We start from the raw sequence: 19,443 nt of genomic DNA, 5'->3' as shown, positions 1-19,443 counted from the left end.
CGCCCCAACCGACTCCACCACGGGGCAATCGGGTGGGTGGGCGGGAGAGAATCCGCCGCGAAGCGGCGGCCCGGAAGCGAGTCAGCCCGCACACACAGACCGAAGCGCACGCTCCAGAGCCACGGTGTGCAGCAGGTCAAGCTGCCGCTCATGGCGAACCCGTACGCCCGCCACGGTCACAAGCCCACGGCAGGACGGCGCCGAACGCGCGGCAGCAGAGTCGGCGATCCCCCGCACCAACTCCCCGTTCACCCGGTTGATCTCCTTGCGAACCTCCCCGAGGTCCGGCTTCTCCGCAGGCACCTGCGAAGGATCGGCGTCCCACCGCCGGTGCAGCTCCCGCTGCACCACCTTGTTGGCCTCGATCTGGTCCCGGAAGATCCGCACGGTCGCCTCGGGATCGGCACCCAACTCCCGTGCCTGCCGCGCGACATCGTCAAGGACCTGCTTCTCACGGGCAGGGTCGTCGACGGGGCTGCCGGTGCCGTACTTCGCGGCGGCGACGAGATCGGCGGTGGCCAGCCGCTGGGCGGCGAGATCGACCAGCGGATGGAGCCGCTCGTACGACCCCGCGGGGGCTACGGCCGCGGACCGCGGCGACGGAGCGGCAACGGCAGCACCCCCGCTTCCGGCCAGCAGAGCCACACCCACGGCCCCAGCGGTGAACAAACGCCCCACGGACGCGGAAAAACGCACTGTGCTCTCCTCGGTCTTCTCAGTCCTGCGCGAGGAATCCTGCCACGCGCCGCGCGAACCACTCCGGATCGTCCAGCCACGGGAAGTGCCCACCGCCCGGCTGCACTTGGCGCACGCCGCCCGGGAAGTACCCGGCGAACTCCTCCGCGTGCGCGGGGTTGGGCGCACCGTCGTACTCACCCGCGAGCACGAGCACCGGCGCCGCCAGACCGGCCAGGGCTTCGCGCGTGGCGGGCGGGTCGAACGCGCCGTCGCCGTAGAACAGGGCGGCCGCCTCGGCGTTCTTCTCCCTCGCGCTCGCCGCCTGGTGCGCCCGCGCCGCGTCGTCCCAGCGGCCGTAGGCGAGGGGGACGATCGCGTCCCACACCTCAAGGGGGCTGCGCCCGCCCTCGATCTCCTTCAGGGCGGCCTCGGCGGCCGGGTACCAGGGCTCGCCCTTGTGCGCCGCCGCGGCGTCACGGTGATCCCGCGCGCCCGGCGTGAGGCCGAGCGACTGGGTGGCCGGGGTGATCAGGACGAGGCGGCGGACCCGCTTCGGATGGCGCGCCGCGTACAGCGTGGCGATGTTGCCCGCCGCCGAATGGCCGAGCAGGTCGATCTCGTCGAGGCCCAGATGCTCGCGCAGCGCCTCGACGTCGTCCACGAGCCGGTCGCAGCGGTACGTCGCCGTGTCGGCGGGCACCGCGGAGTCGCCCGTGCCGCGCAGATCGAGCAAGATCAGGCGGCGGTGCGCCGTCAGGCCGCCGAGGTCGCCGAAGTAGGCGGAGGCGCGCATGGGGCCGCCCGGAACACAGAGCAGCGGCTCGCCCTCCCCCTTCTCGTGGTAGGCGAGCTCGGTCCCGTCGTATGCGGTGAATGTCGGCATGGGGGTGATCATCACATCTCGCGCCGCACCCGGACAATGCCGTTCGGAGACAGCGCCCCAGCTCAATGCGGCCCTGCGCGATCTCTTGACGGCCGCCCCCGGGGCTGGATTACTGACCTCGACAGAAGATCCACGACCGAATGATCGGTCGCCCGTTTGGGACGGGAGAGCATCCATATGACGGCCATGCTGGACGCGGCGGAGCGCCTCGGGCGCGAGGAGCTCGAGGCGCTGCAGCTGGAACGCCTGCAGGACACCTTGCTGCACGCGTACGAGAACGTGCCCTTCTACCGGGCGGCGTTCGACAAGGCGGGACTGCGCCCCGACGACTGCCGTTCACTCGGCGACCTGGCCCGCTTCCCGTTCACGGCCAAGACCGATCTGCGGGACAACTACCCCTTCGGTATGTTCGCGGTCGAGCAGTCCGAGGTGCGGCGCCTGCACGCGTCCAGCGGCACCACGGGGCGGCCCACGGTCGTCGGCTACACCGAGCAGGACCTGTCGATGTGGGCGGACGTCGTCGCCCGCTCGATCCGCGCGGCGGGCGGCCGCCCCGGCCACAAGGTCCATGTGGCGTACGGCTACGGCCTGTTCACCGGCGGCCTCGGCGCGCACTACGGCGCCGAGCGTCTGGGCTGCACGGTGATCCCGGCGTCCGGCGGCATGACGGCGCGCCAGGTCCAGCTGATCCAGGACTTCCGCCCCGAGATCATCATGGTGACCCCGTCGTACATGCTGACGCTCCTGGAGGAGTTCGAGCGCCAGGGCGTCGACCCGCGCACGACGTCCCTCAAGGTCGGCATCTTCGGCGCCGAGCCGTGGACGGAGGAGATGCGCCGCGAGATCGAGGAGCGGTTCGCGATCGACGCCGTCGACATATACGGGCTCTCCGAGGTCATCGGCCCCGGTGTCGCCCAGGAGTGCGTGGAGACCAAGGACGGCCTGCACATCTGGGAGGACCACTTCTATCCGGAGGTGGTGGACCCGATCACCGGTGAGGTGCTGCCGGACGGCGAGCGCGGCGAGCTGGTCTTCACCTCCCTCACCAAGGAGGCCATGCCCGTCGTCCGCTACCGCACACGCGACCTGACGCGCCTCCTGCCCGGCACCGCACGCACCTTCCGCCGGATGGAGAAGGTCACGGGCCGCACGGACGACATGGTGATCCTGCGCGGCGTGAACCTCTTCCCCACGCAGGTGGAGGAGATCGTCCTGCGGACCCCGGGCGTCGCCCCGTACTTCCAGCTGCGGCTGACCCGCGAGGGCCGCATGGACGCGCTGACGGTCCGGGCCGAGTCCCGCGCGGACACGACGCCCGAGCGGCGCGAGGCGGCGGCACGGGAGATCGCGTCGGCGGTGAAGGACGGCATCGGCGTCTCGGTGGCGGTCGAGATCGTCGATCCGGAGACGATCGAGCGGTCGGTGGGCAAGTTCAAGCGGATCGTGGACCTTCGGGACAAATAGACCAGGAGCGCCTACGACGCGCTGAAGCGGTCCCGCAGCTCCCGCTTGAGGATCTTCCCGCTCGCGTTGCGCGGCAGCTCGTCCACGAAGAGGACCCGTTTGGGCGCCTTGAAGTGGGCGAGCTTCTCGCGCGCGTGGTCGATGAGTTCGGCTTCGGTGACGTCTCCGTTGCGTACGACGACGGCGGTGACCGCCTCGATCCAGCGCTCGTCCGGCAGGCCGATCACGGCCGTCTCGGCGACCCGCTCGTGGGTGTAGAGCGCGTCCTCGACCTGGCGCGACGCGACGAGGACGCCGCCGGAGTTGATGACGTCCTTCACCCGGTCGACGACCGTGAAGTAGCCCTCCTCGTCCCGCACGGCGAGGTCCCCGGAGTGGAACCATCCGTCACGGAACGCCTCCTTGGTCTCCTCGGGCTTGTCCCAGTAGCCCTCGCACAACTGCGGCGAGCGGTAGACGACTTCGCCCTGCGTGCCGTCGGGCACCTCGGCGCCACGCTCGTCGACTACCCGTGCCTCGACGAAGAGGACCGGCCGCCCGCAGGAGTCCATCCGCCCCTCGTGCTCCTCGGGCCCGAGGACCGTGGCGAGGGGGCCGATCTCGCTCTGCCCGAAGCAGTTGTAGAAGCCGAGCGACGGCAGCCGTGCGCGCAGCCGCTCCAGGACAGGGACGGGCATGATCGACGCCCCGTAGTAGGCCTTGCGCAGGCCGGCGAGGTCACGGGTGGCGAAGCCGGGGTGGTTCGAGAGGCCGATCCACACCGTGGGCGGCGCGAAGAGGCTGTCGGCGCGGCCCGCCTCGACGAGCTCGAAGATCCGCTCGGCGTCGGGCGCGTCGATGATCGTGTTCTCGGCGCCCACCGCGAGGTACGGCAGCAGGAAGACGTGCATCTGTGCCGAGTGGTAGAGCGGCAGCGAGTGGACGGGCTTGTCCGTCTCCTTGAGATCGAGGGCGGTGATGGCACTGACGTACTCGTGCACGAGGGCGCGGTGCGTCATCATCGCGCCCTTGGGGAGCGCGGTGGTGCCGGAGGTGTAGAGCAGCTGGGCGAGGTCGTCGGCGCCGGGTGCCTCTCCGTCGTACGCCGCCGCGCCCGCGAGCCGCGCGAGCAGCGAGTCGTCCGTGTCGCGCAGGGGGAGCACGCGGACGTCGCCGGGAAGGCGTGGGGCGAGGTCCGGATCGGCGAGGACCAGGGAGCTGCCCGACTGCCCCACGATGTACGCCAGGTCGTCCCTGACGAGGTTCTGGTTGACCGGCACATGGACAAGGCCCGCCCGCGAGCAGGCCAGGAATCCGATGAGATAGGCGTCCGAGTTGTGCGCGTAGGCGGCGACGCGGTCACCGTGGCCGAGCCCCTCGGCGCACAGCGCCTGGGCCGCGCGCGAGACGGCTTCGTCCAGCTCCGCGTACGTCCAGACCCGCTCCCCATAGCGCAGAGCCACTCGCCCCGGCACGCGCCGCGCGCTCCGCCGAAGGACCCCGTCGACCGTATTGCTGCGTACACCCGTCATGGCGTGATCCTGTGCCGCGCGCGACGCGGTGGTCAAGGCTCCGGACGGGGCACGAACTGGTCCGGTTTCGGTACTCGATCAAGTGACATACCGGTTGGTACGCTCAACCGCCCCTTCCCTCACTCCAGTTGGGAGGCACCATGCGTACCCGCACGAGACGCCTGACGGCCCTCGGCATCAGCCTGTTGACGGCCACGGCTCTCCTGCCGTCGTCCGGCGCCATCGCCGGAGCGGCGGAGGCGCGCGACGCCCGCCCCTCCGCCGGCGGCCTGTCCGCGACCGTCCGCTACACCCAGTACGGCATTCCGCACATTCTCGCCAAGGACTACGAGAACCTCGGCTTCGGCACCGGCTGGGCGCAGGCCGCCGACCAGGTGTGCACCCTCGCCGAGGGCTACGTGACCGTGCGCGGGGAGCGGTCACGTTACTTCGGCCCTGACGGCAAGCCCGACGGCTCGCTGTCGTCGGCCACCACGAACATCTCCAGCGACCTCTACTTCGGTGGCGTCCGCGACACGCGCACGGTGGAGAAGCTCCTCAAGCAGCCCGCACCGGCGGGGCCGAGCGCCACTTCGAAGGAGTTGATGGCCGGATTCGCCGCCGGCTACAACGCCTGGCTGAAGCAGAACCGCGTCACCGACCCGGCCTGCAAGGGCGCCAAGTGGCTGCGCCCGATCAGCGCCCTGGACGTGGCTCGGCAGGGCTTCGCCGTACAGGTCCTGGGCGGTCAGGGACGCGGCATCGACGGCATCACCGCCGCGCAGCCGCCGACCGCGAAGGCCCCGGACCGTGCACCGGACCCCGAGCGCACCGCCAGGGAGGCGCGCAGGCTCTTCTCGGCCGACGAGGCCGTCATGGGCTCCAACGCCGTTACCTTCAGCGGGAAGACCACCGCGAACGGCAAGGGCCTGCTCCTCGGCAATCCGCACTACCCCTGGCAGGGCGGCCGCCGCTTCTGGCAGTCGCAGCAGACCATCCCCGGCGAGCTGAACGTCTCGGGCGGTTCGCTGCTCGGCACGAGCGTGGTGAACATCGGCTTCAACGGCGATGTGGCGTGGAGTCACACGGTGGCGACCGGCGTGACCCTCAATCTGCACCAGCTCACGCTGGATCCGGCCGATCCGACCACCTATCTGGTGGACGGGAAGCCGGAGAAGATGACGAAGCGGACCGTCGAGGTGCCGGTCAAGGACGGCAAGCCGGTGACCCGCACGCAGTGGTGGACCCGGTACGGCCCGGTCACCACCGGCCTCGGCGCACAGCTGCCGCTGCCGTGGTCGGCGAAGACGGCGTACGCCCTGAACGACCCCAACGCCACGAACATGCGCGGCAGCGACACCGACCTCGGCTTCGGCAAGGCCCGCTCCACCGACGGGATCCTGAAGGCGCTGCGCGACACCCAGGGCCTGCCGTGGGTCAACACGGTCGCCGCGGACCGCAAGGGCCACTCGCTGCTCAGCCAGTCCCAGGTGCTGCCCCGCATCACCGACGACCTGGCCGGGCGCTGCTCCACGGACCTGGGCAAGGTGACGTATCCGGCGTCGGGTGTCGCCGTGCTCGACGGATCGCGCGGTGACTGCGCGATCGGCTCGGACAAGGACGCCGTGCAGCCCGGGGTCTTCGGGCCGTCGAAGATGCCCACCCTCAAGGACGCCCCGTACGCCGAGAACTCCAACGACAGTGCCTGGCTCACCAACGCGGACCGGCCGATCACGGGTTACGAGCGGGTCTTCGGGACGATCGGCACGCAGCGCTCCCTGCGCACGCGCGGCGCCGTCGAGGACGTCGCGGCGATGGCGAAGCAAGGAGGTCTGACGGTCAAGGATCTCCAGGAGCAGCAGTTCGCGAACCGTGCGCCGGCGGGCGACCTGGCCGCCGACGACGCGGCACGCGCGTGTGCCGCGCTGCCCGGAGGCACCGCGACCGGCAGCGACGGCAAGGCTGTTGACGTACGCAAGGCCTGTGACGTCCTCAAGGCCTGGGACCACAGCATGAACACGGACAGTAGGGGCGCGCTGCTCTTCGACCGGTTCTGGCGGGGGCTCGTCGCCGCCGTGCCGAACGCCCAGCTGTGGAAGGTGCCGTTCTCCGCCGCCGACCCGGTGCGCACCCCGAACACCCTCAACACGGACGCCCCTGGCTTCGCGACCGCGCTCGCCGACGCGGTGACGCAGCTGAACGGGGCGGGCATCGCCCTCGACGCGCCGCTGGGCAAGAACCAGTTCGTCGTACGCGGCTCCGAGCGCCTTCCGATCCACGGCGGCACCGAGTCGATCGGCGTGTGGAACAAGGTCGAGCCGGTCTGGGACGCGAAGGGCGGCGGCTACACCGAGGTCGCGCACGGTTCGAGTCACATCCAGGCGGTCGGCTGGGACAAGGGCCGCTGCCCGAAGGCGCGCACGCTCCTCACCTACTCGCAGTCGTCGAACCCGAACTCGCCGTACTACAGCGATCAGACGCGGCTGTACGCCGATGAGCGCTGGGTGACGTCGCGGTTCTGCGAGAAGGACATCATGGGCGATCCGAAGCTGAAGGTGGTCAAGGTGCGCGAGCGCCGCTGAGGACACCCTGACCGGAGCCGGGCCGCACCGCGTCCGCATGACGTGCGGCCCGGCTCTGTCGTGTCCGGGGGCGCTCAGCCTTCGGCGAGGCCGAGGCCCTCCTCGTATGCCGTGAGCGTGTCGATGAACAGCTTCCTCTCGGCCCCCGTGAGCGGCGCGAGCGCCTTGCGCCAGGCGACCGCGCCCCGGCCGAGCCAGCCGTCGATCGACGCGCGGTGCGCGTCGGCGATGCCGACGATCCTGCGTCGGCGGTCGGCCGGGTCCTCCTGCCGCTCCAGGACTCCCTTGCGGCTCAGCTCGCCGACCATCAGGCTCACCGTCGTCGGCGCGACCTCCAGGCGGGCGGCCAGTTCATTGACGCTCATCGGGCCGTCGAAGAGCAGATAGGCGAGCAGCGAGAGATGGCGGGGCGCGAGCGACAGCGACTGCAGCTCTTCGGGGATCTTGATCCGCTTGACGCGTCCGACCATGCGCGGCATCAGCAGGAGCAGGGTCCGGACGGCGTCGTCGACCTCCGGACCGGCCTGGTCGCCGGTTGACACTCGCCACCCTCCTTAATAGCTTTGAGGTCAAAGCTATTTTGCTTTCACAGCAAACGCACCTGCGGTGCCGATGCTATCGAAGGGGTACACAGCCATGCCCGAAGAGCCTGAACAGCCCGCGCAGCTCCCCTCCCCCGCCGAGTTCAACCGACAGCTCATGGCCGACTTCCGGGCGAACGGAGGCCAGGTCGGCGGCATGTTCGCCGGCGCCCCGCTCGTCCTCCTGACCACGACCGGCGCCCGCAGCGGCCACCCCCGGAGCAATCCCGCCGTGTATGCCCGCGACGGCGACCGGCTCCTCGTCTTCGCCTCCAACGGCGGCGGGGACAAGAACCCCGACTGGTACCACAACCTCCTTGCCGACCCGCGGCTCACCGTCGAGATCGCCGACGGCACGGGCGGCGTCGACCGCTTCCCGGCCACGGCCGAGCCGCTCGCCGGGGAGGAGCGCGACCGCCAGTACGCGGCGCAGTGCGAGCGCGACCCGGCCTTCGCCGCCTACCAGCAGGGCACGGACCGCACCATCCCCGTCATCGCGCTGCACCGGCTGAACGCAGCCGACCCCGCACGCCACCGGGCGATCGCCGATCACCTGGTCCGCGTCCACGCCGAACTGCGCGACGAGCTGGCCGACTTACGCAAACAGGCAGCCGCCCGCCAGACGGCATCCGGCACCCCGCGCCCCGCGCCGCCCCTCGGCGAGCAGCTCACCCGCCACTGCCTCACCCTCTGCGGCGCGCTCCACGAGCACCACACCAACGAGGACGGCGCCTTCACCGAACTGGAGCGCCAGTTCCCGGAGTTGGCCCCGGGTATCGCCAGGCTCCGCGAGGAGCACAAGACGGTCGCGCGGACCCTGGCCGAACTGGAGGCGCTCATCGCCGATCCGGACCCGGCCGCCGACCTGGTCGGCGAACTCGACCGGCTCACGTCGGGTCTTGAGGAGCACTTCGCCTACGAGGAGGAACAGCTCCTGCCCGCGCTGTACGGCCGGGGCCGCTGAGCGCTCGGCGGGAAGTGCCGCGAGGTGCCGTCGCTCGCCTGCGACTGGTTCGTGGCCGGTCGCGCAGTTCCCCGCGCCCCTTCGGGGCGCCGGCCGCTCAGAGCGCGCGCTCCCGGCCCTCCCAGTACGGCTCGCGCAGCCGTCGCTTGTAGAGCTTTCCGTTCGGGTCGCGGGGCATGACCTCGATGAAGTCGACGCTCTTCGGCCTTTTGTAGCCCGCGAGTTGGCGCTCGCAGTGGCCCAGGATGTCCGCGGCCAGGGCGTCGCCCGCCGTGTGGCCGTCCGCCACCTCCACGACCGCCTTGACCTGCTCGCCCCACTCGTCGTGCGGGATGCCGAACGCCGCGGCGTCCGCGACGGCGGGGTGGGTGAGCAGCGCGGACTCGATCTCTGCGGGGTAGATGTTAACCCCGCCCGAGATGATCATGTCGATCTTGCGGTCGCGGAGGTAGAGGTAGCCGTCCTCGTCCAGGAGGCCGAGGTCGCCGACGGTGAAGAAGTCGCCGATGCGGTTCTTCTTCGTCTTGGACTCGTCCTTGTGGTAGGAGAATCCGCCGGTGCTCATCTTCATGTAGACGGTGCCGAGTTCACCCGGCGGCAGCCGGTTGCCGTCGTCGTCGAAGACGGCCAGTTCGCTGATGGGCCAGGCCTTGCCGACGGTGCCGGGCCGCTTCAGCCAGTCCTGCGCGGTGGCGAACGCGCCACCGCCCTCGCTGGCCGCGTAGTACTCCTCGACGCACTCGCCCCACCACTCGATCATCGCCCGCTTGACGTGGTCGGGGCAGGGCGCGGCGCCGTGGATGGCGTGACGCATCGACGACACGTCGCACGCGGCCTTCGTCGCGTCCGGCAGGGCGAGGAGGCGGTGGAACTGGGTCGGCACCATGTGGGTGTGCGTGCACTTGTACGTATCGATCAGGCGGAGCATCTCCTCCGGGGTCCACTTGTCCATCAGGACCAGGGGGTGGCCTATGTGCAGGGCGGCGCCCGCGAATTGGAGGACCGCGGTGTGGTAGAGCGGCGAGCAGACCAGGTGCACATTGCCGTCGAAGGGCTTGACGCCGAAGATGCCGAGGAAGCCTCCGAGGTACGACTCCTCGGGGAGCTTGCCGGACAGCGGGCGGCGGATGCCGCGCGGGCGTCCCGTCGTGCCCGACGTGTAGTTCATGACCCAGCCGAGCGTGCGGTCGTCCGGCACGGACTCCGGCTGTCCGGCGAGGAGTTCGGCGTACGGACGGAAGCCTGCCACCTCGCCCACGGCGTACCGGTGCGTGGCCGGGAGCTTCGCCTCGTCGGCGGCGTGGGTCGCCGCCTGCGCGAACCGCTCGTGCGCGACGAGCACCTTCGCACCGGAGTCGGCGACGATCCAGGCGATCTCGGGTCCCACCAGGTGGTGGTTGACCGGGACGAGATAGAGACCGGCCTGCGAGGCCGCGAGATACGCGGTGAGGAACTCGACGCCGTTGGGCAGCACGACGGCGAAGGCGTCGCCGCGCTCCAGGCCCGCGGCGCGCAGCCCGTGGACGAGTCGATTCGTCGCCGCGTGCAGGCGCCGCGCGGTCCACTCCTCTCCGTCGGGTGCGATCAGGACCGCACGGTCCGGGTCGGCCTGGGCCTGCGCCCAGAAGCCGTTGGGGGGCATGCTGCTCGGCGTGCTGCTCATGGGGACCTCTCCTCCGTCGTCTCGTCAGCCGCGTCCGGCGACGCGGTTCACGCGGTCGATGGCGCGCTCGAAACCGCGGGTCAGCTCGTCGAAGACGGCCTGGACGCTGCGTTCGCTGTTCATCCGGCCGACGATCTGCCCGACGGGTGTGCCGAGCAGCGCCTGGACCTCGTGCTTCTGGATGCGTGAGACCGCCTCCGCGACCAGGAGCCCTTGCAGGGGCATGGGCAGCGTGCCGGGCCCTGCCGGGTCGTCCCAGGCATCGGTCCACTCGGTGCGCAGCTGGCGTGCGGGCTTGCCCGTGAGGGCGCGCGAGCGGACCGTGTCGCCCGAACCCGCCGCCAGGAGCTTCTCGGTGAGCGCCCGCGAATGCAGGTCGGCCTCCGTCGTGGTGAGCCAGAGGGAGCCGAGCCACACGCCCTGCGCGCCGAGCGCGAACGCGGCCGCGATCTGCTCCCCGCTGCCGATGCCGCCGGCCGCGAGGACCGGCAGCGGCGCGACGGCCTCGACGGCTTCCGGCGTCAGGACCATGGAGGCGATCTCGCCGGTGTGGCCGCCCGCCTCGTAGCCCTGCGCGACGACGATGTCGATGCCCGCCTCCGCGTGCTTGCCCGCGTGCCGTGCGCTGCCCGCCAGGGCGGCCACGAGTACGTCGTGGTCGTGGGCGCGCTTGATGACGTCGGCGGGCGGTGAGCCGAGCGCGTTGGCGAGCAGCTTGATCGGGTAGTCGAAGGCGACGTCGAGCTGATTGCGGGCGACCTGCTCCATCCACCCGGTGATGCGCCAGCCCGACGCCTCGCCCTCGGCGAGCTCGGGTACGCCGTACTTGCCGAGGGTGTCCTTGACGAACTGCCGGTGCCCTTCGGGGATCATCGCCTCGACGTCGGCCTCGCTCACCCCCTCGACCTTCTTCGCGGGCATCACGACGTCAAGGCCGTAGGGCCGGTCGTCGACGTGCTCCTGCATCCAGTCGAGATCCCGGGCCAGCTCGTCGGGAGCCGTGTAGCGGACCGCGCCGAGCACACCGAATCCGCCCGCCCTGCTGATGGCGGCCGCCACCGCCGGGAAGGGCGTGAAGCCGAAGATGGCGTGCTCGATCCCCAGTTTCCTGCTCAGATCTGTCTGCATGGCCGCAGGATGCCGCAGCCGTCCGGACGACGGAAGAGATTTTCTGATGCAGTGTCAGATCTTTGCCGGGCGCCCTCGGTTGACAGGGCCCGGCGGTGACATGAAAGTTTCAGCAGTCTCTTGTGATCCCGAAAGATAATTTCAGCTCTGGAGAGTTTCAGGAGGGGGCACGGTCATGGCCGAGGACAGCGGGGCGGCGGACAGAGCGGGCGGCGGTCTCAGCCGACGCCAACTGGGGGCGCGGGCCGTGGCGTTGGGCGGTGCGCTGGCGCTCGTGCCGTTCCCCGCGGGCCCCGCGGCGGCAGCGGACTCCGCGGCCGGCGGCGGGCATCCGACGCTGCGGCCCGGCACCCCCGAGCGGGCCGGGCTGCTCGCCGGACATCTGCGGCAACTGGTCGCCGACGCCGAGCAGTTCCTCGGCCCATCACCCAAGCACCCCTGGTACGCGGGCGCCGTCCTGCTCGCGGGCCGCGGCGGCACGGTCGCCCTGCACCAGCCCATCGGCAAGGCGGTGCGCTACGCGGCGTACGACGAGAAGACCGACACCGGCGTCGAGCTGCCCGCCGACCGGCAGATCACGATGGCCAAGGACACGGTCTTCGACCTCGCCTCCGTCTCCAAACTGTTCACCTCGCTGCTCGCGGTGCAGCAGATCGAGCGCGGCAAGCTGGAGCTCGAGGCGAAGGTCGCCTCGTACCTCCCCGATTTCGGGGGCGCGGGCAAGCAGGACGTCACCATCCGCCAGCTCCTCACCCACACCTCGGGCTTCCGTGCCTGGATCCCGCTCTTCAAGGAGCCCACGCGCGAGGGTCAGCTGCGCCTCATCTGGAACGAGGCACCCCTCAACCCGCCCGGCACCAAGTACCTCTACTCGGACCTGAACCTGATCTCGCTCCAACTGGTCCTCGAAGAGATCACGGGTCGTCAGTTGGACGCACTGCTCCACGACGAGATCACTGCTCCGCTCGGGATGCACCGCACGCGCTTCAACCCGCCCGCGTCCTGGCAGCCGAAGATCGCCGCCACCGAGGACGCCCGCCTGCCGTGGTCGGGCCTCGACCGCGGCATGGTGTGGGGCGAGGTGCACGACGAGAACGCCTTCGGCCTCGGCGGGGTCGCCGGGCACGCGGGCGTCTTCTCCTGCGCCTGGGACCTCGCGATCCTCGGCCGTACGCTGCTCAACGGCGGGGCCTACGGCCGCTCCCGCATCCTCTCCGCCGAGTCCGTGAAGCTGATGTTCACCGACTTCAACACCGGCTTCCCCGGCGACGAGCACGGCCTGGGCTTCGAGCTCTACCAGCACTGGTACATGGGCGCGATGGCGACGCCGCGCACCGCGGGCCACACGGGATTCACCGGCACGTCCCTGGTCCTCGACCCGACGACCGACTCCTTCCTCGTGGTCCTCGGCAACTCGGTTCACCCGGTGCGCAGTTGGCGCTCCGGTTCCGCCCCCCGGGTGGCGGCGGCGAACCGCATGGCACGCGCCGTTCCGGTACGTCCCGCACACGGGCGCACCGCGTGGTTCTCCGGCATGGCGAACGCGACGTCGGCCACCCTGACCCTGCCGCCGCTCACCCTCACCACGGACCGGGCGCGGCTGCGGTGCGCGCTGTGGTGGGACACCGAGCCGGGATCGGACGTGCTGGCGCTGGAGGCCTCGCGCGACGACGGCGCGACGTGGCAGCCGGTGCCGTTCACGACGGAGCGCAAGGGGTCGGACCCTCGGCAGCACCCCGACGGCACGGCTTCGGGCTGGTCGGGGCGCGTCTGGCACCAGTTGACCGCGGACCTCTCGGAGCTGCGGGGCGAGGGGGTGCGGCTGCGCTGGCGGTACGCGACGGACCAGCTCTACGTGGGGCGCGGTGCGTACGCCGACGGGCTGCGGGTCGAGGACGGCGCCCGTACGGCGTTCGACGAGGCACGGCCCGACGACGCGGCACGCATCGAGGCGGTGGGGTGGGCCCCTTCGGCCGACTGAGGGGCGGGGGCGGGCGGGCCCCGGAGCCTGCCCGCCCCCCACCGTCGGGCCCTGGCCCCTACTCCCCCAGGGCCGCCATCGCCGCGTTGTGCCCGGGGATGCCGCTGACCCCGCCGCCGCGCACGGCACCCGCGCCGCAGAGCAGGACGTTCGCGTGCCGTGTCTCCACGCCCCAGCGGCCGGTGCCCTCCTGGGCGTAGGGGAAGGCGAGGTCGCGGTGGAAGATGTTGCCGCCGGGCAGCCGCAGGTCGCGCTCCAGGTCGAGCGGCGTCTTGGCCTCGATGCAGGGGCGCCCTTCGGCGTCGGTGGCCAGGCAGTCGGCGAGCGGCTCGGCCAGGTGCGCGTCCAGCTGCGCCAGGGTCGACTTCAGGAGTTCGGCCCGTACGGCGTCGTTGTCGTGGGCGAAGAGACGCGCGGGCGTGTGGAGTCCGAAGAGGGTCAGCGTCTGGAAACCGCGCTCGACCAGGTCGGGGGCGAGGATGCTGGGGTCCGTGAGGGAGTGGCAGTAGATCTCGGACGGCGGCGCGGCGGGCAGCTCACCGGCCGCGGCCTGCGCGTAGGCGGTCGCCAACTCCCCGTATCCCTCGCCGATGTGGAAGGTCCCGGCGAAGGCCTCGTGCGGGTCGACCGACGTGTCGCGCAGCCTCGGCAGCCGTTCGAGCAGCATGTTGACCTTGAGCTGGGCACCTTCGGCCGGGGTGGGCGCGGTGTCGCCGACGAGGGCGGCGAGCTCCTGCGGTGAGGCGTTGACCAGGACGTGCCGGGCGGCGACGGTGGCTTCGCGCTCGGGCGTGCGGTAGGTGACCTCGGCCGTCTGTCCGTCCGACTCGATCCGGGTGACCTCGTGGTCCGTGGCGAGCTCGGCGCCCGCCGCCCTGGCCGCGGCGGCCAGGGCGCCGGTGAGCGCGCCCATGCCGCCGACGGGCACGTTCCAGTCGCCGGTGCCGCCGCCGATGACGTGGTAGAGGAAGCAGCGGTTCTGGCGCAGGGAGGGGTCGTGGGCGTCGGCGAACGTCCCGATGAGGGCGTCGGTGAGCACCACCCCGCGCACCAGGTCGTCGTCGAACCGCTCCTCGATGGCGGCGCCGATGGGCTCCTCGAAGAGCGCCCGCCAGGCGGCTTCGTCACCGACCCGCTCGCGCAGTGCCTCGCGCGTGGGCAGCGGTTCGGTGAGCGTGGGGAACACCTCCTTGGCGACCTGCCCGGTCATGGCGTAGAACGCACGCCACGCCTCGTACTCCCGCGGACCGCCGGTGAGCCGCTCGAACGCGTCCCTGGTCCGCGCGTCGCCCCCGCCGACGAGCAGCCCGGCGGGCTGCCCCTCACGCTCGGTCGGGGTGTAGGAGGAGACGGTGCGGGTGCGCACCCGGAAGTCCAGGTCGAGGTCCCGCACGATCTTCCGCGGCAGGAGACTGACCAGGTACGAGTAGCGCGAGAGCCGGGCGTCCACTCCGGCGAAGGGCCGGCTGGACACCGCGGCGCCGCCGGTGCCGGAGAGCCGCTCCAGGAGCAGGACGGAGCGTCCGGCGCGGGCGAGATAGGCGGCGGCGACGAGTCCGTTGTGACCACCGCCGACGATGACGGCGTCGTATCGATCGCGAGGAGGCATAGACCTTGGTAACACGAGAGCGCCCCGAAGGGGCGCGGGGAACTGCGCGACCAGCCTCAGCGCGCCCGCAGACGCCCCGCACGCCGTAGCACAACGGCACCGCTCGACGCGCCCCGCGAGTCAATGCCCGCCCGACGCCCGCTGCTGGCGCAGCGCCGCAACCCGGCGGTACAGCTCCACCGCTTCCGTCCCGCGGCCCAGCTGCTCCAGGCAGTGCGCCTCGTCATTGCGGCTGGCAAGGGCGTCGGGATGGTCGGCGCCAAGTACCTGCTCACGCGCGGCGGCGACCCTGCGGTACTCGGTCAGGGCGTCGGCCCAGCGGCCGAGCCAGCCGAGGCCCACGGCCACCTCGCGGCGGCTGACCAGGGTGTCCGGGTGATCTCCGCCTAGGACGCGCTCGCGTATCGCGCAGACGTCCCGGGCCTCGGCCAGGGCTTCCTCCCAGCGGCCCTGGCGGCCGAGGTTGACGCCGAGGCCGTGCCGGGCGCGCAGCGTCTCGGGGTGGGCGGGGCCGTTCACGCGGGTGCGGTCGTCGATCAGGTCGCGGTACAGCTCAAGGGCCTCGCCGCTGCGGCCGAGCCGGCCGAGGCTGATGCCCACCTCGTACCGTGCGGCGAGGGTGTCGGGGTGGTCGGCACCGAGCGCCCGCACCCGCGCTTCGGCGACCTCGCGGTACGTCTGGAGCGCCTCGGGCCAGCGTCCCAACTGTCCTAGTGCGTAGGCGACTTCGTAGCGGGTGACGAGCGTGTCGGGGTGCGTGGCGCCCAGGACGCGCGCGCGGGCCGTCGCGACCTCGCGGGCCAGTCGGTAGGAGTCCTCCAGGCGGCCGAGCCTGCTGAGGTTGTACGCCAGGTTGTGCCGGCAGCGCAGGGTGTCGGGGTGGTCGACGCCCGCGGTGCGCTCCCGCACGGCAAGGACCGACGTGTACATCTGGTGGGCCTCGAAGTGCCGACCCAACTGCCCCATTACGTAGGCCATTTCCTGCCGGGCGGCGAGCGTGTCGGGGTGCTCGGGGCCGAGCGTGCGCTCCCTGCCCTGGGCGACGCGGCCGTACTCCCGCAGAGCGTCCGCCGCGCGGCCGGTGCGGCTGAGCGTGAAGCCCACTTCGTACCGGCTCGCGAGGGTGTCCGGGTGGTCGGGGCCAAGGGCGTGCTCCCGCTCGGCGGCCACCGCGCGGTGCACCTCGCCCGCCTCGGCCCAGCGGCCCAGGCGCCCCAGGCTCAGGCCCGCGTTGTGGCGGCTGACGAGGGTGGCGACCACTTCCGGTGACGGCGTGGGCCGTTCGGGCCTGAGCGGCGTCGCGGTCCGGCGCGCGTCGGTGCGCGGGATCCACTCGCCGGTCAGGCCCGCTGCCGCGTCGGGCGGGGTCGTGCGCAGCTCGGACGCGCCGTTCGCCTTGTGCCCGGTCGTCATGCCGCGGGTCCACGAGGGCAGCCGCGGCTCGCGCGAGGGCGGCTGCTCCGGGCGGCGCACGGGCGGGGTGACGACGGTCGGGACGTACGTGGGGACGGTGCGGCCCGATACGATGCGGCGCCCCAGCTCACGTGCGTCGCTCGGCCGCTCGTCCGGCTCCTTGGCGAGCAGGTCGAGGACGATCCTCTCGAAGTACTCGGGCAGCTCGTCGCGGTGACTGCGCGGCGGCTCGGGCGCCGTGTCGCGGTGACCGACGAGCACCGCCCAGGCGTCCTCCAGGTCGAACGGCGGCGCCCCGGTGGCGATCTCGTACAGCACGCACCCGAAGGAGTAGAGGTCGCTGCGCTGGTCGACCTGGGAGCCGCTGATCTGCTCGGGCGACATGTAGTGCGGCGTGCCCATCGCGATGCCCGTGCCGGTCAGGCGCGAGGTGAAGCCGATGTCGTGGCCGAGCCGGGCGATGCCGAAGTCGCAGATCTTCACCGTGCCGTCCGTGAGCCGCATGATGTTCGCCGGCTTCAGGTCCCGGTGCACGATGCCCTGTTCATGGGTGTACGCGAGCGCGGAAGCGACCTGGTCGGCGATCTCCACGACGTCCGCGACGGGCAGCGGATGCTGTTTGTTGTCCTCCAGGAGCTGACTGAGGTTGCGCCCTTCGAGCAGCTCCATGACCAGATACAGGACTCCGTCGTGCTCCCCGAAGTCATGGACGACGGTGACGCCTCGGTGCTGAAGCGCCGCCGCGACGCGTGCCTCGCGCCGGAACCTCTCGCGCAGCACGCGCGTGAAGGACTGGTCGTGCTGGGGCCCCATGGGCTTGAGGCACTTGACCGCGACTCTCCGCCCGAGGGACTCGTCGCGCGCACGCCACACCTCGCCCATGCCGCCGCGCCCGATCAGATCCAGCAGCCTGTACCGGCCCTGGATCAGCCTGGTGTCCGCCATCTCCCGCCGTCGCCCCCGTTGCCTCGCTCTGCCCTCCCCGGCCCGTCCAGTATGGCTGCCCGCCTGTCGAGTTTGTACGGGGCAGGCCGGGCGCCGGGCCCGAGTCTGGCCATGGCGCGCAGAATGTGCTTCGGCGGAAGTTGCCAGCGTAGACGTGCGGGAACGGTGCGCAGGATGGTGCCGGTGGTGACGAGCCGCCGGGTCACGGTGGCGGGCGGCGGTGCCGTCCTGCCGTACAGCTCGTGGGCGTACGGCGGCAGCGAGGCGTACGCCAGATTCGCCACGCGCCGCCACAGCAGGGCGCGCGCCGGAACCAACAGGGGGTGGGTCGGCGGGCGTTGGAGGAAGTCGTCGACGTCGCGCGCCTCGGGTCCCGCGGCCAGTTCGGGCCGGACCCGCTCGAAGTACGCGGCGAGTTCGGCGGTCGATGCCGGTACGTCGGCGGGGTCGAGGCCGACCAGGCGGGCGCTCTCCCGGTGCTCGGCCACATACCGGTCGGCGAGCGCCTCGGTCAGCCGGAACCCCGACCGGCGTGCCACGTGCAGATAGGAGTCGATCTCGGCGCAGTGCACCCAGAGCAGCAGGCCGGGCTCGTCGACGCCGTACCGCTCCCCCGTGTCGGGGTCGGTGGCCGTGAGCATCGTATGGATCTTGCGGACTCGGGCGCCCGCCTGCTCGGCGACCTCGGTGGTGCCGTACGTGGTGGTGCCCACGAAGCTCGCGGTGCGCATGAGGCGGCCCCAGGCGTCCTTGCGGAAGTCGGAGTTCTGCATGACGCCACGGACCGCCCGAGGGTGCAGAGCCTGTAGGTACAGGGCGCGGATCCCGGCGACCCACATCATCGGGTCGCCGTGCATCTGCCAGGTCACGGACGAGGGACCGAAGAGCCCCGGGTCACCCGCCCCCAGGCGCCCCGTTGAGGATGCCTCGCGCATACAACCACCTCCTGACCGCAGGCTACGCCGCCGACGGTGGCCTCAACCCGCCTTGAGCACCTCGGGGTTGGCGCAGTGCTCCAGCGGCTCTCCGCGCAGGAAGCGGCCGACCTCGGCGGCCACGATGTCCGCGGCCTTGTGCGCGACCTGCTGGCTGCCGCCCGCGATGTGCGGGGTGAGGACGACGCCGGGTGCGGTGAGCAGCCGGGAGCCGGCGGGCAGCGGCTCCTCGGGGAAGACGTCGAAGCCCGCGCCGGAGAGGTGGCCCGAGTCCAGTGCGTCGCAGACCGCGTCGTAGTCGAGCAGCGCGCCGCGGGCGCAGTTGACGATGATCGAGCCGCGGGGCATCGCGGAGATCTGCGCGCGGCCGATCATGCCCTTGGTCTCGTCGGTGACCCGGGCGTGCAGGGAGACGATGCGCGAGCGGCGGAGCAGTTCGGCGAGGGAGACCTGTTCGGCGATGCCCGCCAGCGCCTCGGGGCGTACGTACGGGTCGTGCACCAGGACCTCGGCGCCCAGGGCGCGCAGGACCTTGGCGACGCGGCTGCCGATGGCGCCGTAGCCGATCAGGCCGACGGTGGCGCCGTCGATCTCGATGCCGCAGTTGTCGTAGTCGTAGTAGTCGCCGCGCCAGGTGCCCTTGCGCAGGTCGGTGTGGGTGTCGCCGACGCCGCGGGCGGCGGCGAGCAGCAGGGTGAGGGTGTGCTCCGCGGTGGCGGTGGCGTTGCGCCCTGGGGCATAGCAGACGGCGACGCCGTGCCGGGTCGCTGCTTCGAGGTTGGCGTTGACCGGGCCGCCTCGGCTGGTGCAGAACAGCTTCAGATCGGGGCAGTTGGCGAGGATGCGCTCGGTGAGCGGGCCGTGCTCGGTGACACAGATCCGCACGCCTTGGAGCGCCTCGATCATCTCGTCCTCACTGCCGGACGCCTCGATGACCTCGGCGACCGGGCCGAACGGCGTGTGCGGCCAGGGGAATTGGAGCTCGCGGACGTCCAGCGGCAGCTCCCCGGCGGCGGCTCGCACGGCCTCGGTGAACAGGCTCGGGCGGATGAAGTGGTTGCCGGCGGCGAGGACGGTGGTGCTCATGGGCGGGTGTCTCCTGAAGGCGGTGCGGGCGGGTGGCCGGT

14 protein-coding genes are annotated in these 19,443 nt (G+C 71.7%); 4 read left to right on the top strand and 10 right to left on the bottom strand.

Going from position 1 to position 19,443, the window contains the following annotated elements; all coding sequences use genetic code 11:
• Positions 1–81: 81 nt before the first annotated feature.
• Both M4V62_RS38020 and M4V62_RS38015 read right to left on the bottom strand, forming a co-directional pair.
• Complete coding sequence (locus M4V62_RS38020) at positions 82–651, bottom strand: chorismate mutase (protein ID WP_249591737.1); 570 nt, start codon at positions 649–651, stop codon at positions 82–84.
• Between the two features lie 64 nt (positions 652–715).
• The gene (locus M4V62_RS38015; RefSeq protein WP_249591736.1) at positions 716–1,561 is read right to left on the bottom strand and encodes an alpha/beta fold hydrolase; all 846 of its coding nucleotides are present in this window, start codon (positions 1,559–1,561) and stop codon (positions 716–718) included.
• Positions 1,562–1,738: 177 nt separating this feature from the next.
• Here M4V62_RS38015 and paaK point away from each other — a divergent pair, with 177 nt between their 5' ends.
• Positions 1,739–3,025 carry a phenylacetate--CoA ligase PaaK gene (gene paaK / locus M4V62_RS38010; protein WP_249591735.1) on the top strand — a complete coding sequence of 429 codons (1,287 nt, stop codon included), beginning with the start codon at positions 1,739–1,741 and terminating at the stop codon, positions 3,023–3,025.
• Between the two features lie 11 nt (positions 3,026–3,036).
• Here paaK and M4V62_RS38005 read toward each other — a convergent pair whose 3' ends face one another.
• On the bottom strand, positions 3,037–4,536 hold the full coding sequence (locus M4V62_RS38005; RefSeq protein ID WP_249591734.1) for an acyl-CoA synthetase: 1,500 nt from the start codon (positions 4,534–4,536) through the stop codon (positions 3,037–3,039).
• A gap of 140 nt (positions 4,537–4,676) precedes the next feature.
• On the opposite strand from M4V62_RS38005, the gene M4V62_RS38000 reads away from it, so the two are divergent.
• The gene (locus M4V62_RS38000; RefSeq protein ID WP_249591733.1) at positions 4,677–7,097 is read left to right on the top strand and encodes a penicillin acylase family protein; all 2,421 of its coding nucleotides are present in this window, start codon (positions 4,677–4,679) and stop codon (positions 7,095–7,097) included.
• A 74-nt stretch (positions 7,098–7,171) separates the two neighbouring features.
• Here the strand turns inward: M4V62_RS38000 and M4V62_RS37995 are convergent, their stop codons facing one another.
• Entirely contained in the window at positions 7,172–7,576 is a 405-nt protein-coding gene (locus M4V62_RS37995) for a MarR family winged helix-turn-helix transcriptional regulator (protein ID WP_425575182.1), read from the bottom strand.
• 157 nt (positions 7,577–7,733) lie between these two features.
• On the opposite strand from M4V62_RS37995, the gene M4V62_RS37990 reads away from it, so the two are divergent.
• Positions 7,734–8,642, top strand: a complete 909-nt coding sequence (locus M4V62_RS37990; RefSeq protein WP_249591731.1) for a nitroreductase/quinone reductase family protein — start codon at positions 7,734–7,736, stop codon at positions 8,640–8,642.
• A 97-nt stretch (positions 8,643–8,739) separates the two neighbouring features.
• Here M4V62_RS37990 and M4V62_RS37985 read toward each other — a convergent pair whose 3' ends face one another.
• A complete protein-coding gene (locus tag M4V62_RS37985) occupies positions 8,740–10,305 on the bottom strand; it encodes an acyl-CoA synthetase (RefSeq protein ID WP_249591730.1) in 1,566 nt (521 codons plus the stop codon).
• A 24-nt stretch (positions 10,306–10,329) separates the two neighbouring features.
• Complete coding sequence (locus M4V62_RS37980) at positions 10,330–11,433, bottom strand: NAD(P)H-dependent flavin oxidoreductase (RefSeq protein WP_249591729.1); 1,104 nt, start codon at positions 11,431–11,433, stop codon at positions 10,330–10,332.
• A gap of 175 nt (positions 11,434–11,608) precedes the next feature.
• Here M4V62_RS37980 and M4V62_RS37975 point away from each other — a divergent pair, with 175 nt between their 5' ends.
• The gene (locus M4V62_RS37975) at positions 11,609–13,414 is read left to right on the top strand and encodes a serine hydrolase domain-containing protein (protein WP_249591728.1); all 1,806 of its coding nucleotides are present in this window, start codon (positions 11,609–11,611) and stop codon (positions 13,412–13,414) included.
• Positions 13,415–13,472: 58 nt separating this feature from the next.
• On the opposite strand, the gene M4V62_RS37970 is transcribed toward M4V62_RS37975, so the two are convergent.
• The 4 genes from M4V62_RS37970 to M4V62_RS37955 form a co-directional block, all read right to left on the bottom strand.
• On the bottom strand, positions 13,473–15,023 hold the full coding sequence (locus M4V62_RS37970) for a phytoene desaturase family protein (protein ID WP_249591727.1): 1,551 nt from the start codon (positions 15,021–15,023) through the stop codon (positions 13,473–13,475).
• A 120-nt stretch (positions 15,024–15,143) separates the two neighbouring features.
• A complete protein-coding gene (locus tag M4V62_RS37965; RefSeq protein WP_249591726.1) occupies positions 15,144–17,381 on the bottom strand; it encodes a serine/threonine-protein kinase in 2,238 nt (745 codons plus the stop codon).
• On the bottom strand, positions 17,363–18,316 hold the full coding sequence (locus M4V62_RS37960; RefSeq protein ID WP_249591725.1) for an oxygenase MpaB family protein: 954 nt from the start codon (positions 18,314–18,316) through the stop codon (positions 17,363–17,365). Before M4V62_RS37960 ends, M4V62_RS37965 begins: the two co-directional genes overlap by 19 nt.
• Positions 18,317–18,358: 42 nt before the next feature.
• Entirely contained in the window at positions 18,359–19,402 is a 1,044-nt protein-coding gene (locus M4V62_RS37955) for a 2-hydroxyacid dehydrogenase (RefSeq protein ID WP_249591724.1), read from the bottom strand.
• Positions 19,403–19,443 lie beyond the last annotated feature (41 nt).

The sequence above is a fragment of the Streptomyces durmitorensis genome (genome assembly GCF_023498005.1).
Classification (GTDB): Bacteria; Actinomycetota; Actinomycetes; order Streptomycetales; family Streptomycetaceae; genus Streptomyces; species Streptomyces durmitorensis.
The sequence above is the reverse complement of the archived record's forward strand: the minus strand, read 5'-3'. Positions and strand labels throughout refer to the sequence as shown.

Coding starts and splice junctions, on each gene's coding strand:
- M4V62_RS37955 (WP_249591724.1), bottom strand. CDS start 19,402: ATGAGCACCACCGTCCTCGCCGCCGGCAACCACTTCATCCGCCCGAGC.
- M4V62_RS37995 (WP_425575182.1), bottom strand. CDS start 7,576: ATGCCGCGCATGGTCGGACGCGTCAAGCGGATCAAGATCCCCGAAGAG.
- M4V62_RS37965 (WP_249591726.1), bottom strand. CDS start 17,381: ATGGCGGACACCAGGCTGATCCAGGGCCGGTACAGGCTGCTGGATCTG.
- paaK (WP_249591735.1), top strand. CDS start 1,739: ATGACGGCCATGCTGGACGCGGCGGAGCGCCTCGGGCGCGAGGAGCTC.
- M4V62_RS38015 (WP_249591736.1), bottom strand. CDS start 1,561: ATGCCGACATTCACCGCATACGACGGGACCGAGCTCGCCTACCACGAG.
- M4V62_RS38000 (WP_249591733.1), top strand. CDS start 4,677: ATGCGTACCCGCACGAGACGCCTGACGGCCCTCGGCATCAGCCTGTTG.
- M4V62_RS37960 (WP_249591725.1), bottom strand. CDS start 18,316: ATGCGCGAGGCATCCTCAACGGGGCGCCTGGGGGCGGGTGACCCGGGG.
- M4V62_RS38005 (WP_249591734.1), bottom strand. CDS start 4,536: ATGACGGGTGTACGCAGCAATACGGTCGACGGGGTCCTTCGGCGGAGC.
- M4V62_RS37970 (WP_249591727.1), bottom strand. CDS start 15,023: ATGCCTCCTCGCGATCGATACGACGCCGTCATCGTCGGCGGTGGTCAC.
- M4V62_RS37985 (WP_249591730.1), bottom strand. CDS start 10,305: ATGAGCAGCACGCCGAGCAGCATGCCCCCCAACGGCTTCTGGGCGCAG.
- M4V62_RS37980 (WP_249591729.1), bottom strand. CDS start 11,433: ATGCAGACAGATCTGAGCAGGAAACTGGGGATCGAGCACGCCATCTTC.
- M4V62_RS37990 (WP_249591731.1), top strand. CDS start 7,734: ATGCCCGAAGAGCCTGAACAGCCCGCGCAGCTCCCCTCCCCCGCCGAG.
- M4V62_RS37975 (WP_249591728.1), top strand. CDS start 11,609: ATGGCCGAGGACAGCGGGGCGGCGGACAGAGCGGGCGGCGGTCTCAGC.